Origin of the sequence: Flectobacillus rivi, assembly GCF_030056655.1 — a bacterium.
Classification (GTDB): domain Bacteria; phylum Bacteroidota; class Bacteroidia; order Cytophagales; family Spirosomataceae; genus Flectobacillus; species Flectobacillus rivi.
Genome location: NZ_JASHIE010000014.1, coordinates 82,123 through 98,645, shown reverse-complemented (window position 1 = coordinate 98,645; position 16,523 = coordinate 82,123). Strand labels below are relative to the sequence as shown.

10 protein-coding genes are annotated in these 16,523 nt (G+C 36.8%); 2 read left to right on the top strand and 8 right to left on the bottom strand.

All coding sequences use genetic code 11. From position 1 onward, the window contains the following. Positions 1–76: 76 nt before the first annotated feature. The 3 genes from QM481_RS19025 to QM481_RS19015 all read right to left on the bottom strand — a co-directional run bounded on the left by QM481_RS19025 (position 77) and on the right by QM481_RS19015 (position 2,822). Positions 77–622, bottom strand: a complete 546-nt coding sequence (locus QM481_RS19025; protein ID WP_283382915.1) for a TetR/AcrR family transcriptional regulator — start codon at positions 620–622, stop codon at positions 77–79. 182 nt (positions 623–804) lie between these two features. Next, positions 805–1,773 carry a YpdA family putative bacillithiol disulfide reductase gene (locus QM481_RS19020; RefSeq protein ID WP_283382914.1) on the bottom strand — a complete coding sequence of 323 codons (969 nt, stop codon included), beginning with the start codon at positions 1,771–1,773 and terminating at the stop codon, positions 805–807. Further along, positions 1,770–2,822, bottom strand: coding sequence for a transglutaminase domain-containing protein (locus tag QM481_RS19015; RefSeq protein WP_283382913.1), 1,053 nt, complete (start codon positions 2,820–2,822; stop codon positions 1,770–1,772). The genes QM481_RS19020 and QM481_RS19015 overlap by 4 nt, the downstream gene beginning before the upstream one ends. Before the next feature lie 358 nt (positions 2,823–3,180). On the opposite strand from QM481_RS19015, the gene QM481_RS19010 reads away from it, so the two are divergent. After that, positions 3,181–3,645, top strand: coding sequence for a VOC family protein (locus tag QM481_RS19010; protein ID WP_166550498.1), 465 nt, complete (start codon positions 3,181–3,183; stop codon positions 3,643–3,645). A gap of 542 nt (positions 3,646–4,187) precedes the next feature. On the opposite strand, the gene QM481_RS19005 is transcribed toward QM481_RS19010, so the two are convergent. The 5 genes from QM481_RS19005 to QM481_RS18985 all read right to left on the bottom strand — a co-directional run bounded on the left by QM481_RS19005 (position 4,188) and on the right by QM481_RS18985 (position 11,648). Further along, complete coding sequence (locus tag QM481_RS19005) at positions 4,188–4,898, bottom strand: head GIN domain-containing protein (RefSeq protein WP_166550499.1); 711 nt, start codon at positions 4,896–4,898, stop codon at positions 4,188–4,190. Positions 4,899–5,030: 132 nt separating this feature from the next. Next, complete coding sequence (locus QM481_RS19000; RefSeq protein WP_283382912.1) at positions 5,031–7,460, bottom strand: PspC domain-containing protein; 2,430 nt, start codon at positions 7,458–7,460, stop codon at positions 5,031–5,033. A gap of 51 nt (positions 7,461–7,511) precedes the next feature. Beyond that, positions 7,512–7,889, bottom strand: coding sequence for a PadR family transcriptional regulator (locus tag QM481_RS18995; RefSeq protein ID WP_095161887.1), 378 nt, complete (start codon positions 7,887–7,889; stop codon positions 7,512–7,514). A 366-nt stretch (positions 7,890–8,255) separates the two neighbouring features. Next, positions 8,256–9,188: a GNAT family N-acetyltransferase gene (locus QM481_RS18990; protein WP_283382911.1), complete on the bottom strand. Its 933-nt coding sequence runs from the start codon at positions 9,186–9,188 to the stop codon at positions 8,256–8,258. Positions 9,189–9,302: 114 nt separating this feature from the next. Beyond that, positions 9,303–11,648, bottom strand: a complete 2,346-nt coding sequence (locus QM481_RS18985) for a PAS domain-containing sensor histidine kinase (RefSeq protein WP_283382910.1) — start codon at positions 11,646–11,648, stop codon at positions 9,303–9,305. Between the two features lie 292 nt (positions 11,649–11,940). On the opposite strand from QM481_RS18985, the gene porU2 reads away from it, so the two are divergent. Then, positions 11,941–16,488, top strand: a complete 4,548-nt coding sequence (gene porU2 / locus QM481_RS18980) for a putative type IX secretion system sortase PorU2 (RefSeq protein WP_283382909.1) — start codon at positions 11,941–11,943, stop codon at positions 16,486–16,488. Positions 16,489–16,523: the final 35 nt, after the last annotated feature.

The following is a 16,523-nucleotide window of genomic DNA, read 5'->3' as shown; positions in this document are numbered from 1 at the left end:
CATCAGTACAGACAAGTCTGTTTTTTGGAAGGTAAAATATTATTGAGAAAAGAGTAACGCTACTCTTAAAATTATGTTACTTAGCACAGTTTAATAATTTCTCTGCTACTTTTTTGGCTGATTGGGCTGGCCAACTACTTTTATAAACTTTACTAGAAATCATGGAAGCATCAAATAACAAATACAATTCGTCGGCAAGTGTTGTATCGTGATTTTCGTTTTCTAAAATATAAGAGAATACAAACCTTATATGGTTTTTTTGTTTAATAATCAATGCTGCTACTCGTTCATTTTCTTGAGGTATTTCGGAAATAATATTTAAAAAATTACATCCATTAAATTCTTTACTTTCTGCAAAAACAATCAAAAAATCAAATAAGCCCGTTACTTTTTCTGATGCGGTGCTATATTTTTCTAACCATTCATCAATAGCCTGATTAGTATTTTTTGACGCTTCATTCAAATACGCTACTAATAAATCGTCTTTTGATGGAAAATATTGATACAAACTTGATTTGGCAACGTTGGCCTCTTTAATCACTTGATTTATTCCTGTACTATTATATCCTTGAGAATAAAACAACCGTGAAGCGGTATCTATAATTCTTGATCTTACATCCATGTTTTTGTAGTATTATGTTTCAAAGGTATTACAATTTTTCAGAACAGACAAGTCTGTAGCTTATTTTTTAAAAAAATATTTTTGAGACGTGAAAATGGGCTATTTACCCAGTATCCAGAAATAAGAAAAAAAGTAGGTACTGAAAAATTCGGTACCTATTGTATTGTGTGAAGAATTGTTATTTACAGAAACCGCTTTTTCAAAGTATCCATAATATGTGTGGCGTGCACACGGGAATTTTCGATAAACAAAGAGTGGGTATTCATACCACCACAAATAACCCCAGCTAAGAACACGTTTGGCAAGTTGGTTTCTTGCGTTTTGTCATCATAAAATGGTTTACGAATCTCATCCTGAGAAAGCTCAATGCCCATTTTCTCCAAGAAAGTTAGATTAGGCTGATAGCCTGTCATGGCAATTACATAATCATTGGGAATCGTAACGATACCTTCAGGCGTTTTGATGTCTACCTCATGCTGACGAATTGCTGCCACTTCTGAGTTAAAAAATGCTTGAATAGAGCCTTCTTTGATGCGATTTTCAATATCAGGTTTTGCCCAGTATTTTACCCTTTCACCAATTCCTTCGCTTCTGACTACCATGGTAACATTGGCACCTTTACGCCATGTTTCTAATGCAGCATCAACGGCAGAGTTATTGGCACCTACCACGAGTACATTTTGCATAGAATAAAAATGCGGTTCTTCGTAATAGTGCGTTACTTTAGGCAAATCTTCGCCCTCAACCTCCATCAAATAAGGAATATCATAAAAACCTGTAGCAATAACAATGCTTTTGCACGAATACTGTGCCTTACTTGTAGTGATTTGATACAAGTTTTCTTGTGAAGTAACCGATTCAACGGTTTCAAATAAATGGATGGCTAGTTTACGATGTACCGCTACACGACGATAATACTCTAACGCTTCCGCACGCGTTGGTTTGGCATTGTTAGAAACAAAAGGAACATCTCCAATTTCTAGTCTTTCTGAAGTACTAAAAAAAGTCATGTTAGCGGGATAGTTGTAGAGAGAGTTGACCAAACATCCTTTTTCCAAAATCAAATAACTGAGACCCGCTTCTTGAGCTTCTAGTCCACAAGCTAATCCAATTGGGCCTGCACCAATAATAATTACATCGTAGTTGTTCATCGTTTGTTTCGACCTAAAATGGCAAAGTATCTGTTCATCATTTCTTTGTCCTTTCGAATTGCCTCTAAGTTGTTATAAATAGCATTTTTATTATCTAGAACACCTTTTATTTGAGCCAAAGGACCTATATGATTATAATAATCTAAGGACTTGTTTAGTTCCATTTCGGCTTTGTGGAGTAGTTCAAACATTTTGTTTTTATACTGTAAAGCCAAGGCCTGTTGTTCTTTGGGATTTTTATTATCCCTAATCAAGCGTGATATGACGGTGTACTCTTCCAGTGTTTTGGTGGAGCGAGTAGCATAAAAATACCCCAACATATTGTGGGCATTATCGTTTTTGGGGTCATGCGCAATGATTCGCTCTTGGGTTTCTAACACCTGAGTGGTAGAGTCCAGACTCTCGTATTGAGCCAAAATTCTTTCGTAATCAAATCTTTTTGTTTTCAAAAAAGGGCTTCCTTTGACAAATTCTTCATACGAAATAATTCTTTTTTGTAACTGCCATACGGGGTCGCTAGGGTAGTGGGTTAGTAAGAAAACCGCAGGAGAAATCATGTAAAACTCCCATGAACGACGTTGCTGGTAGGTGTTGTTGATCATCGCCCCCGAACTCCATGTGAGGTCGAGCAAATACCATTTTTCGTTGAGTTTTACGGCATTCCAAGCATGGCTTTCTATCCGAAAAGTAGAGTCGGAAGGATTGGATGAATTGCGAATTTTGCCCAAACCCTCAATCACTTGGGTTTTGATTCCTGCATATTTGCAGAGGTCATAAAAAAGATTAGAATAGCCACCACAAATTGCTTTTCGAGTATTGAGAACCACAGCACTGGATTGAGAATTACCCAAATCGAGGGTGGGAAGCCGTTGCTGAAAAGTCTCCAAATCGTATTGGATAGAGCCAGTAATCCACTCGAAAATAGCTGCTACTTTCAAGGAATCGTTTGGAGCAGATTGTGTTAGTTGTAAGGATAATTGTTTTACAGAGTTTTGGGCAAAAGAATTTACCGAAATACTCAGTAAGATTAAATATGTTATGTATTTCATTAAAAATCAGTCTAAAAAATGGTCCAGTCAGAATACACGTTCTCAAGTTTCACGCAAACCATATTAGCGAAATTCGCTCTATGCTTATACTAGAATATTGCTTGGGGCTGTAGGCGCCAAGCATTAGGCATACGAATTAGCAAAAATATCCATAGAATTGCTGCATCTTTCACGCAAACAGTCTATGATTGTGAGGATGTAAAATTTTACTACTATAAAAATATAAAGTTCGGGGCAAGTTTTTCAAATAAAATGAAGTCATTTGTTAGAAATATTTTTTCAAGATTTAATCTTTCCATTGATTACACATCTTACCATTGTATAAAATTTTGATAATCAACTAAATACCCTAATAACTATGAAATTGTCATATTTGCCTTTATTGGCGTTAGCTTTTGCTGGAATCGGTACCGAAAGTGCATTGGCACAAGATACACCCAAAGGAATTACCATTTTGTCATATAATCACGTTGGATTGGCGGTAAAAGACCTTAAAGTCAGTGCAGCTTTTTATCGAGAAATCATCGGTTTGTCACCCGTGACAGTGCCAGATAACTTAATTTCAATACGTAGATGGTTTCAGATAGCTCCAGGACAGGAGTTACATTTATTGCTTGGTCGCAAAGACCCTGTAAGTAATAATGATAGAAATGGAGCGCACTTTTCGCTGACTATTCCAAGTAATTCTGCTGATGGTATCGAGGCGTTTTTAAAGTCAAAAGAAGTTCCTTATCATCGTCAACAGCGATTTGATGGTGCTTACCAAATCTACGTAACCGACCCAGATGGCTATGTGATTGAATTGAATGAACCGAAAAGATAATTTGAAAATTTGGTGATTTGAAGATTTGAAAATGGTGGAATTTTCAGGATAATCATTTTCTCCCTCCGTAGAGACGTAATACTTTACGTCTCCAAACCAAGTTTGGGAATTTGAAAATGTGGTGATTAGAAGATTTGAAAATGGTGAAATTTTCGGGAGAATAATTTTCTCCCTCGTAGAGACGTAATGCTTACGTCTCCAAACTAAGTTTGAAATTTGAAAATGTGGCGATTTGAAGATTTGAAAATGGTAAAATTTTCAGGAGAATAATTTCCGCCCTCGTAGAGACGTAATGCTTACGTCTCCAAACCAAGTTTGAAATTTGAAAATTTGGTGATTTGAAGATTTGAAAATGGTAGAATTTTCGAGAGAATAATTTCTTCCCTCGTAGAGACGTAATGCTTACGTCTCCAAACCAAGTTTGGGAATTTGAAAATATTTTCACACAATATCCCATTACAAACGAGCAGTCCCATCTGAATTTTATTCCAGATGGGACTGCTCGTTTGTATCAAGAGTATTTAAAGAGGTTTACCAGCAACTTATTCACTTCTTACAGATGAGGCGCCAGACGCATCGCTACGTACCGAAGGAGTACCTCTGTAACGTACTGAAGATGCACCACTAGCTTCAACGTTCAATGTTTTTGAAGCATTTACACGTACACTTGTAGCACCTGAAACGTCCAAATCGGCGTCTTTTGCTACAAAATCAAGCGCGTTGAACTTACTAGCTCCTGAAGCATCAAGCTTCATAATGCTACCTTTTCCTCTAAGTGTTACGTTAGAAGCTCCTGAAATATCGAATAGTAATTTATCAACATTAACACTAATTTCTGAGCTAGAGGCACCCGAAAATTGTACTTTCAAATATTCTAAATCATTAAAACCAGAGATTTTTGATTTTGTTGCGCCTGAAAAATCTAACACTTTGATGTCTGGTACAACAATGGTAAAATGTACTCTTTTACGGTTTTTATTCCAGCCCCAGCTACCCTTGTCTTTGTAGCGGGCAATCAGACGTTTGCCTGATACTTTTACTTCTAAATCTTCTAAGTCTTCGCTTCTTTCAGCATCTGCATGTACTTTAAAAGTACTGCCCTGAGTTACATCAATCACAAATGCGCTTGACATCTCAATTTCGTTGAATCCTGAAAGATTAAAATCTTTTTGGCTTTGAGCTTGAGCCAAATTAGCTCCTAAAAATAAGGCACCAGCCATGATAGCTTGGCGAAAGTAGGTTTGAAGTTTCATATTAATTGATGATTATGATTTGTCGATAAGATGCAAAGAGGCTTAGGAAGGTTGCATGATGTAGAAAAAAAACAAAAGTATTTTAAAAATAGAGGCATAACGCGTTTGACATTATGCCTCTATTATGCTGATCTAATCTCTTTCAGGTTTGATTACACCATTATCTTTAATCGTTTTTTGAAGGTTTGGACTTCCTTTGTAACGAATTTGCGCAACGCCAGAAGCCTTAGCTTCCAGATTTTGATTTACATCAACTTCCACATGGGCATTTTCAGCAGCATTGATTTTAGCATTTTCTATATTTAGTTCAAAAGCTTCCAAATTAGTTAATCCAGCAAGTTCTGCAGTAAGATTACCCAGATGACCCGTAGCACGAATTTTATATTGTCCTTTGGTATCTAATTGGAAGTTGTCAGCCTGAATATCTTTGATTCTGACATTGCCAAAGCCTTTTTCAAGATTTAAGTATGAAAGGTTGGGTAGTGTAATATGCACCGTCAAGAAACCAGCTTGTTTACTTGGATTCTTTTGCGAAATAGTTAATTTTCTTTCTTTTACCTCTGCAACAATGTTTTCCACATCTTTTTGGTCTCCGCCAACTTCTACTTTGTAATTTTCTCCAAAATGAATATATACTTCAGAAGGAGTTTCTATAGCTGATTGGACTTTGTCGAAGTCTTTGAGCGGGAATTTTTGTACAAAGTCATTAGGTGCGAAATCAGTCTCATCATCAGAAGAGTTGCTATCGTTATCATAATTGTTTTCTACAGGGAAACGGTTTAAACATACAAGTTCGCCTTCACGAGTAAACTGCCACAAAGAGCCTTTGAATAAATCTTTTTCACCATCAAAGTAGCCTCCAGAGATTCTATTCTCAATGAACGAAGCAAATTCTCTGGTCATACTAAATGGTTTCTCGTATGGAATATACAATCTCAAACGAACACGTTGGGCACGGAAACGAGCATTTTCGGTAAACTCATACTCTTCGTCAAAAGATAAAACTGAATCAACTTTCGAATAGGTATAAAGTATTTCTGAAGCATTTTTTTCTGCATCTTTTTTATCAATACCTTTTGCATAATACTCCTTTTCAAGTTTGTATGCGTCTCCTTCATAGCCGATAATCTCGAGCGATGGCACAAATTCTACATGGTCAGAAACATGTTTGATTATGAATAAAGGCGTTTTTTTGCCAAAATCAAGGTTAGACGATTGTTGAATGCTGGCACTTCTTGAGAAGTTTTTGGCATAACTAATACCTGTGTACATAGACCCAAATAGACCTATTATAAAAATACCAAGTAAACTTTGCCAAACTACCGAGGTAAAGATATTACGACGAATAATTAAGGAAATTCCCGCAATACCAACCGCAATAGCAGGAGCAATAGCCGCTAAAAACCCAGCTATGAACATAAAAGGTGAAGCATCACGAGCCAAAAAGCCTAAAGGTAGGTTGTCGCCAATGTACACATTTGCTGTTTCGAGTGCTGTAAACCCAACGAACAATGAGAAAAATAAAGCTACTATTATTACTAGAGATGTGAAAATCATCATACCACCAGCAAAGAATCTAAATGAGATAATCGCAAAGTTTGCAATAGGACCAAGTGCTTTAAATACCTGCGAAATCATTCTGAATGGTAACAATAATACTTTGGTCAGGGTATCTTCGGGCTTGTTTTCGGTATTAAGCGTACGCTTGATATTGCTCTCGATATTCTCCAAAGTAATGGGCTCTCCTGTCATTTGCATTTTATCGGTAATGGTTTTAGCTTCTGGAGCAATTGCCCATAAAATCAAATAGATAACAATGCCCGAACCAAAAGCAAAAATCAAAAGAACAAATACAAAGCGTAACATTCCCAAATCAAAACCTGTGTAAGAAGATACGCCACTCACTACGCCACCTAGTACTTTATGGTCGGGGTTACGGTAAAACTTCTTCACTGTATCGTCTTCTTCCAAGAAAGCATTCGCAGGAAAGGCAATCCATGAGGCAATATACAAAACGAAGATTACCCCACTCAATGGCGATTCTGTTAACGGACTTAGACCTAAGAAAGTGATTAAGAAAATCAAACGCACCCAAAGCGCATCGATACCCAAATAATGTGCAAAGCCTGCACAAACGCCACCCAAAAGTTTACGCTGTGTGTCTCTATAAAGCTTTTTAGCAGTTTCAAATTTTGGATATTCGTATTGTTCAGAAGTAGTAGATTTTTGCTCAGATTGTGTTGATTGGGCAGTTTGTTGCGCTTTTTCTTCTGTCACCAAATCTTCTTCTTCTTGAATTGCTTCAAAATCAGAAACTGTTCCCATTGAAGCTATAAGAGAATCCACATCTTCTAAAGTGATTGCTTGTTTGGCATCACGTTTTTGTTTATCCCAAAATTTTTCTGCTATACGAGATTCAATATCTTCGGTAATTTCTTTTGAACCTTCATAAGAAGCAAAGTGCGATTGGATAGCTTTGAGATAAAGCCCCAATTTTTCGTATCCATCTTCCTCTATATGGAAAATAATACCTGCTATATTGATAGAAATGGTCTTTTTCATCGCAAAATTCAATTTATGCTCACGCTGTGTGAATATTGGTTTAAGGTTAAATTAGGCTTGTTCTTCCGTTTCGGTGTTGCTTGCCTCTTGCTTTTTGTGGTAGCTGTCTAGAATAATTTGAGCAACTGATTCTTGTAATTCTTTCCACGTAGTTTCGAGTTGTTCAAGAAATGTTTTACCATTGTCTGTCAAAACATAATACTTACGTGGAGGTCCTGACGACGATTCTACCCATTTATAATCTAACAAGCCAGAGTTTTTAAGGCGAGTCAACAAAGGATAAAGCGTTCCTTCTACGACCATAATCTTGGCAGAGGTTAGTTCTTCGAGCATATCCGAGGCATATACTTCGCCTCTCGATATGATTTGCAGAATGCAGAATTCCAAAATTCCCTTCCGCATCTGCACTTTGGCATTTTCCAAATCCATAGTTTCTAAATATTTTTTAGCCTAGACTGTTAGCAAAAAGCAGTAAAATACAGATTTCTTGCTCTGTCAGTCTACTGCGGTGATTAGTCGATTTACTTGGATAATACCCACTACTGGGTAATCCTTAGTTCAAAGATATAAAAAGGTACTATGTAATGCAAAGTACTATAGAGATTTTTTTTATCCAAGCTGGATAAATGGTTAGAAAAACGGTTGAATGGTAAAATTTTAACTTATCGAGAAATTAAGAAGTAAGGCCTTAGCAAAACGAGTTTGTAAAAAGATACAAAATCGCGAAGGGACAAAGTAGAGAGGTCTAGGTTTTACAAAAAAATAGTTAAAGAAGCTGTTTAAACGGCTTCAAAATCAACGATCCAATAGCTCAAACTTTCCAGTTGGTTTGGTGGTAGTGATGGCACCAAGATTTCTTTTGAATCGAAATAAATTTTCATTCAAAATACCATTGACTGATGAAATACCTAAGTCTAAGATTTGAAAATGATTTGCTTGAGCATACTCATATAAGTGTTTTATCAGCAAAATACTTGGACTGAAAGTATTATAAGCGATATCACTCGCAGGAAGAAAGTAGTATAAGATTTGTTGAGGAACAACCACTACAGCCGTACAAGTTGCAATAATTTGATGCTTATGGTATAAAGTAAAAGGGATGAAGCTTTCAGGAAATGTCTCAAAAAGAGACAAAAACCTTGTTTGGGAAATGGTCAATGGAATTCCTTTAGCGAATCGTGCTTTTTTAATAAAATCATATTGCTCATGAAGTTTTTGCAGATTAATGTCCAGCGTAAAGTCTTCTTTTTCACACTTAGCCAAACGTCGTTTAGCCGTAGGGTTTATGATTTTCGTAAAAGGTGTATCCGAAACAATCAAATGTTGATTGGTTTCGGAAATGATATTTGTAGAAAATAAAGCTAATACTTTTTGTAGTCTTGGATAATGGACTTGGTAGCAAACAGGAGCTTGAATGATTTGAACCGTATGAATTTGTTGCGTTTTCAACCAACAGAATACCTCATCAATAAAGGCAAAAAGCTGTTTGTCTGAAAGTTCATTATCAAAATCAAAACCTCCAAAACTAGCTGCTAAAGGACTCGTTGCCTGTTGATTTTCAAGCCAGAAATAGGCTAAAGCTTGCCATTTAGCATTGTTATTACTTTGCCACGCAAACCCTACAGCTTGCCTAGCAGACTGCCAACGTAAATGTTCTGGTTGAAAAAATAAAGAAAGTGTAAACGAACACTCTTCCTGAGTGGCGTAGTGATTTAATAAGTGTAGCATGTGAAAGTTTTGAGTGATGAGTTGTGAGTGATGAGTTGTAAGGTTAAGTTGTTGGTAATTAATAGTTTATGTTTTATTCAAAACTCACAACTCAAAACTCATCACTCAGAAGGCTTACATGATAGCAAACTTACTCAGAACACTTTTGAGTTGCACTGGCGTAAATGGTTTGCTGAGATAATCGGACATACCACATTCCAAAGCCTTGTCTTTTTGGGCGACTAAGGCGCTAGCAGTAAGTGCTACGATTGGCGTATTTTTATTAGGGTTTTCGGTATTGGTAATCTTGATAGTAGCTTCGTAGCCATCCATAATTGGCATTTGAATATCCATCAAAATCAAATCATATTTTTTATCGAGAACTTTCTGACAAGCTTCTGCGCCGTCAAACGCCATGTCATACTCTATTTTCCATTTTTTGAGTAAGGTCGTGGCGTATTTACGATTCAGTTCGTTGTCTTCTACCAACAATATTTTGAACCCTTCAAGCACTGAGCTAGGTTCAGAGGCTTTTTTGGTTTCGGTCAACGCCAAAGGTTCTTCTAGCGCTAGTCCGTTAGCCGAAACAGCTTTTGGCAAACGAAGTGTAAAGAAAAACTTAGTACCTTTTCCTTCAACGCTTTCGACCCAAATTTTACCACCTAAATATTCAATGATTTGTTTGCAAATAGATAGCCCTAAACCCGTACCAGGCGTTTTGATTTTATTTTTATCATGAATTTGGGTAAACTTATTAAAAATCAAATCAATCTTATCAGCAGGAATACCCATACCTGTGTCAAATACTTGGAACTCAAAAAGGGTATCTTCTTCGCTTCTTTCTACGATTTTTACTTTTAGTCCAATTTTACCTTTTTCAGTAAACTTATCGGCATTACCTAGCAAATTGAAAAGTACTTGATAGATAAGCGTTTCATCGCCATGATAAAATTGGTCCATACGCATATCTGCCATAAAGTCTACATCCAATCCTTTTGGTGTAACCTTCATTTGGAAGGTTTGCTGAATGGTTTTGAGCAGACCTTTTAAGTCAAAGTCCTTTGGATGTGCTGTGATTTTTCCAGCATCCATTTTCGCAAAATCCAATAAATCGGTAATCAAGTTGAGCAAAAACTGCGATGAGTTTTTCAAGATGTCAAAATACTCAACTTGCTGAGGATTAGGATGCGTATCGTACAACAAGTGCGTGATTCCAATGATAGCATTCAAAGGCGTACGAATCTCATGACTCATGGTCGACAAGAACTGTTTTTCGGCATTGCGCGCTTCTTCAAGTGCTTGTTCTGCTAGTCGACGGTGAGTAATATCTCGAATAATATCTCTCGATCCCTTAAACTCTCCATTTTCGATAATCGCAGTAGAGTTTACTTCCAAGTAACGAATTTCTCCATCACCTCGAACGACTCTTCCTACATAGTTTTTATAAAACCCTTCAGTCAATAATTTCTTTAAGTAACTATTTGAATGTTCTCGGTCGTCGGGATGTACCAGACGCCCCAAATCAAAGGTGGTCATTTCATCTCTATTGATGCCTAAAATTTGCAAAAAGGTATCATTTGCTTCTTTTACAACACCTTTTTCTGACAAAATAGCAACACCATCATTCATATTCATAAAGAGGTCTTGATAGCGCTCTTTTGATTCAAGAATTTGTTGTTTATATTCTGCAAAGCGCAATAACAATGCTTTAGTTTGATAGCCCAAAGCGTCGGTATTATCAAAGTCGAGTGCGTCGGTACTCACGCCCATTTCTTTACAAAGTACCTCCAAAATATCTTTTTGATTACGAATGGCTCGTTTCAACTGCACATTTTGCTCTTTGGTTTGATTCAATAAGAGTCTATTTTGAGCAAACTTTTCTAATTGTAATTTATAAATAATATCTCCAGCAAAGTATAGAGTAACACTCAGCCCAACCGCCACCAACATGGTGTCCAAAAGGATATGTTCTTTAGGGAAAATCGTAAGATAGCCCAAGAAGAAAAAGGCCAAACAGATAATATTGTAATAGAGCCTTTCTTTGGCATTGAGCATAAAAGAAAGGTTGAAATATGAAATCGCTAAGGCTATCATCGACAATTCTGCTCCATAATGTTTTGCCATAAAGGCAGTAACATATTGCATTACCGTCAAGGTGAGAACAGCCAAGGTAATCCACACCTTTAGGCTACTGATTTTTTGTGGCTGTGGAATTAACTTTACAATTTGAGCATGAGCAAGAATAAAAAGTAGTTCAATAGATGAGAGTCCAGCCAAATAGCCTGTCCAACCATTAGGCGTAAGAATATCTTTAAGTGCGATAATATCACTGATAGTCAGTAATGGCATCATAATAATGCCAATCTTCAAAGCAAAAACAATTGCTCGCGTTTGAAAAGACAAACGGTCTGCTTCAAACTCTTCTAAATCGGAAGGGTTTAAGGTATTAAATTGCCAGTTGGTATATTTTTTTAAAAACACTTTAGTTTAAAGTTTTAAATAATCGAATTTATCGGCAAAGATAATGAGTTACAAATGATTCGAAATTGTAATCAAAGAATCATTTCTGCATTTATAAACTTAAAATAACTATGATACAAAATCAAGTAGAGTGTATAGGAAGCTTAATAATTGTTAGGTAAAGCTTGTGATTTTTTTCGCTTTCTTGAGAACTTTTAAGTTTTTTTGTAAATTTCCATTCAAATAATTCTATACTAAATTCTAGTTTACGCCTACGTTTATGAAAAAAGTCATTTTTCTTAGTTTGCTTTTTATGAGCAAGGTACTGGGCTGTTTTGCTCAAGTAACTACTTATTATCCAGCGCTCAACGCTCCTGTTACTCAAAATGCGGTGTGTCAAATCAGATACGAAACGCTTCAGAATTTTTGGCCATACCTTATCGAGCACCAATATATCCATCTCTATCGGCAAGGACAAGAAGTTGCGCTAGAAATTCACAGCAAAAATGATTCCTATTTCGCATCAGGAGACTATCTATTGTTTTGGGGGAAATCCAATGATGGGACTACCGACTCTTCTTTGTACGAATCTGCACAAGCTCAAGCCAATCCTTCCTACAGTCTTTTTTCTGATACTGCTACTTATGTGTTGACATACGAGCCTTTGCAAAAATCGGTATTTAGAATACGAACTGAAAGGCAAAACTTGGCTGAAAACTATCCGTTGAGCTTGATAACACGGAAAAATCAGGTTCAAGTATTTTCTGATAATTATTTTGCAGGCTTGGTTTTAACACCTTTTGATAATGAACAAATTTGGGACTCCAATTATCAACAAGCAGAAGGCTGGATAAGCAAGAGTTTTACAGAAAACGCTCCCGCACGATTTATCTTCGACTCTCCTGAACTGATAGGAGATACACTCAATTTTAAAGTAAGACTCATAAGTCAAAAGCGCACAAAGCAGGTGCTTCAAATAACTCAAGATTCACAAGTGATCTCGACGTTCGAGATACAACCTGCTGAATGTAAGGATATAAGCGGTATGTTGTTGTTTAGTAAAGGGAATATTTTGGAGATAAAAGGCGCAGAGTCACTATTTGCTGTCGCAAGTTTCAACTATGATTATGCTTGCCCTTTTGTATCAAAAGAAGGGCAATATTTTTGGAAGTTGCCTTTTCCTAAAAAAATCCCAATGACTTCCTCAACGCTAAAAGTGTGGAATATTTCAGATGAATCTTTTCCTGAAAACATACCTCAAATTGGAGATACCCTTTTTACCAAAGCTACACAAATGGTTTTGTGGGAAAAGCTTGTAGAGGTAACAAAACTATCTCCAATTCGTAATTGGCAACCTGATACTACGGCTAATTTTTTAATTGTTACTCACGAAAATTTATGGAAAAGTGCCCAAAATTATGCTAGTTACCGAAGCTCCCAAGCTGGCGGAGCCTATCGTTGTGAAGTGGTAACTAGCCGTATGTTATATGACTATTTTAACCATGGAGACAAATCAACGCTGGCATTTTATCGATATTTTTCTCTTTTTCAAAGCCACTCCAAGTCTGTAACGATCTTGCTACTTGGTACTGCCGCCTATCCCCAAATGGCACGGAAGAGCCCATCAGCTTATGCTAGAGATTGGGTGCCAACCAATGGCTACCCTTGTTCGGATACGCCTTTTGTTATAGAGACAAATATGTCGATTGGTCGAATACCAGCCGAGACGAATACCGAAGTGGAAGCTTATCTAAATAAAGTAATTACTTTTGAAAAGGAGGAAAATACCTATTTGGGACGCAAACAGCTTTTGCATTTGAGTGGTGGTAGATATGGAATAGAGCAAACTTTATTTCGAAATTATTTGGATTCCTTGGCAGGTATCGCCCAAAAACAAGATTTGGTAGTTCATACGATTGGCAAACAAACCGATGCTTATGTGGAAGTGCGCAACGTGTCCGAAGAAGTGAATCAAGGCATTGGAATGATTACACTGTTTGGACATTCGGCAATTGGTCAACTCGACCTTGATATTGGCTATGCGAGCAATCCCGATTTGGGGTATCAAAACCAAGGGAAATATCCGTTTGTGCTAGTAAATGGTTGTGATGCAGGCGATTTTTTTACAGAAAAAAAGGCATTGAGTACCGATTGGTTATTGTCTCCCGATCGTGGTGCTATTGCGTTTATGGCTCATACCCATTTGGCATATCCAAATTCCTTGTATTCTTTTTCAAAGAACTTTTATCAGCAATTATTTCAAAGGGATTTATCTCAAACTTTAGGGAAAGTTCATGCACAGCTACTTCAAAATCAACCTATTGATCCTTATCTCAAAACTACCTTACAACAATTTACATTACAAGGTGACCCTGCCATTCGGCTATTCAAAGCGATAGGGTTGCCAGATGTGGCTTTTGTGAAAAATAGTCTGAGTGTTGACGTCCAGCAGGATTCATTAAAAGTGACTTTTTCGATGATAAACTATGGTAAAGCTTCCCAACTTCCATTTTCGATTCATCTATATGTCAACCTACAAGATGTTTTTCAAAAAATGTATGAAAAATCCTTGATCAATACTGAAGTTATCGCTTTGAAAATTCCATTAAATCCTATCTGGCAAAATGATACAATCAATCTTCGATTATTGCTTGACGAAGAGGGCGTTTTGAAAGAAGTGAATACGAAAAACAATGCTATTGAACTCAAAGATATTCATCTGAAAAAAGCCTTGGAACTATTTTATCCAAGCAATTGGGCGATTGTGTCAAATCCAGAAATTTGGTTAGAAGGCACCAAGAATATAGCGGGTTTGTTGAAATTGCAGGTTGCTGATCAGTCAAATTTCAAGTCTATTCTTTTGCAAAAAACGATTACCAACCAAGGTGTTTTTCGCCATTTATTCAAAAGTATTGCCAAGGATACAATGACTTATTATTGGCGGATGATTGTTGAGGATAGTGTCTTGCAACATGGAACGTTTACCTATATACCCAATAGTTCTTTGGGTTGGATTCAGCGAACATCTGAGCATTTTCAAACCATAAAAACTTCAGGAATTACATGGGATAAAAGTACGTGGAAATTACAACCTGATACGCTTAAAATAGCTTTGTATATACCTGGCGCAGATATTCCTCAAAGTAATTATTTGGGTTGGGCTAAAGTCAATGATCAACAATGGATGGGTAACGGCTTGTGCTATCCTTGGAGTAGCCTCAACGCCATTACGCTCGACGCACAATTAAAACCCTATCTTATTTTGCCCCAATTGAGCTGTGGAAATTCGCCTTATTGGATTCAAAATCTGAATGATAATCTATTGTTGGGCGAAAACACCTTGTTGACTTATCTTCAAAAACTCAAAACTGGAGATTGGATTATTCTATGGTCGCATGGGCGTGTAGATATGCAAAAGTGGTCCGCAGATATTTGGACTTCTTTTCAAAATTTAGGCTTTTCCATTCCCAAACTCAAAGCTTTGCCTTTGGGCGCTCCGTTTTTGTTAGCAGTACAAAAAGGTAAGAAAACCGTCATTGAAAAGTTTGGTACTAGTGCTATTGCTGCCATTGGTGATACGTTATATCTTTTGCCCGAAAGTCAAAATTGGGAAATGGTTCCTCCACAAGTAGGTGCTTTGGAAGATGTAGAACGAGCTTTTACAGATATTCAATCTTTAGAAAAAACTAAAAACTATGAGCTAAATATTAATAATAAAAGCTATTCTCTCCAAGAAAGTCTATCTTTTCAAACCTTATCGTCCCCAATATTTTCGAGTCCTATTCAAGTAAAATTTAGTGCAAAACAAGTTCAGCAGGCTAGTCAACTCCGTCGTTGGGGATTGTTGGGTAAACCGTATGCAGATTTAGCCATAGAGGCATCGACAGATACCCACGAAGTAGAGATTGGACAAATGTTAAATATCAGGCGGTACATTTATAATCTCTCCGATTCACCTTTGAGCGATACCACTAGTCTGCATTGGCAAATTGTAAGAAATGGCGAAATTTTAGAGGAACAAAAGGAGAAGCTCCCCTCTTTGATGGCACACGATTCTTTAACACTTACTACATTATCAAAGGAGTTTGAGCAGGCTGGTGACTATGTTTTACGTTTTGTGGTAAATGCTTCTCGTAAACATGAAGCTAATTTTAGTAATAATGCTGCTCAAATTTTGGTGAAAGTCAAGCAAGACAATATTGCCCCAACAATGCTTGTACAGGTGAATGGAAGAATTCCCCAAAACTATGAGCATTTTACCCCTAACCCTCCATTGAAAATAGAATTATGGGATAATAATCGGTTTGTTTTTTTGAAAAAAGAAAATGTAGAAGCATCCATAAAACAGTGTCAGACTTGTGATTGGGTTTCTGGCAGTCACTTAAGCATGACGTTTTTATCAGAAGAAAAAGGACAGCTAAAACTAATATATCAAGCAAAAGACTGGCTTAAAGATACCGTTTGGATAGCTATTAATGCTAGCGATGGAGTGGGAGGGAAGGTTGCTGCCAAAGCATATCAAATTCAGATTGTGATTGATGAAAAAATGACTCCTATCCAATTAAAAGTCTTTCCAAATCCATTACATACTTGGACGAGATGGAGATTTGACAATTTGCCAGAAAGAGAATATTGGGCAAATTGTCAAATTTTTGATATGTCTGGAAAAAAGCTTTATGAAGTCCAACAAACAGTAAATGCGACCGAAAAAGAAATATTTTGGGATGGAAGAAATCAAGAAGGTAATTTTTTGCCTAATGCGCTGTATTTTTACAAACTAACATTACAAAATAAAGAATCAAAGGATTCGTTGTCGATAGCAGATACCTTTACAGGCAAAATCGTATTGGAGAGAAAGTGAAAAATGATCTTTTTATTTCAGCTCAAACACGCTTT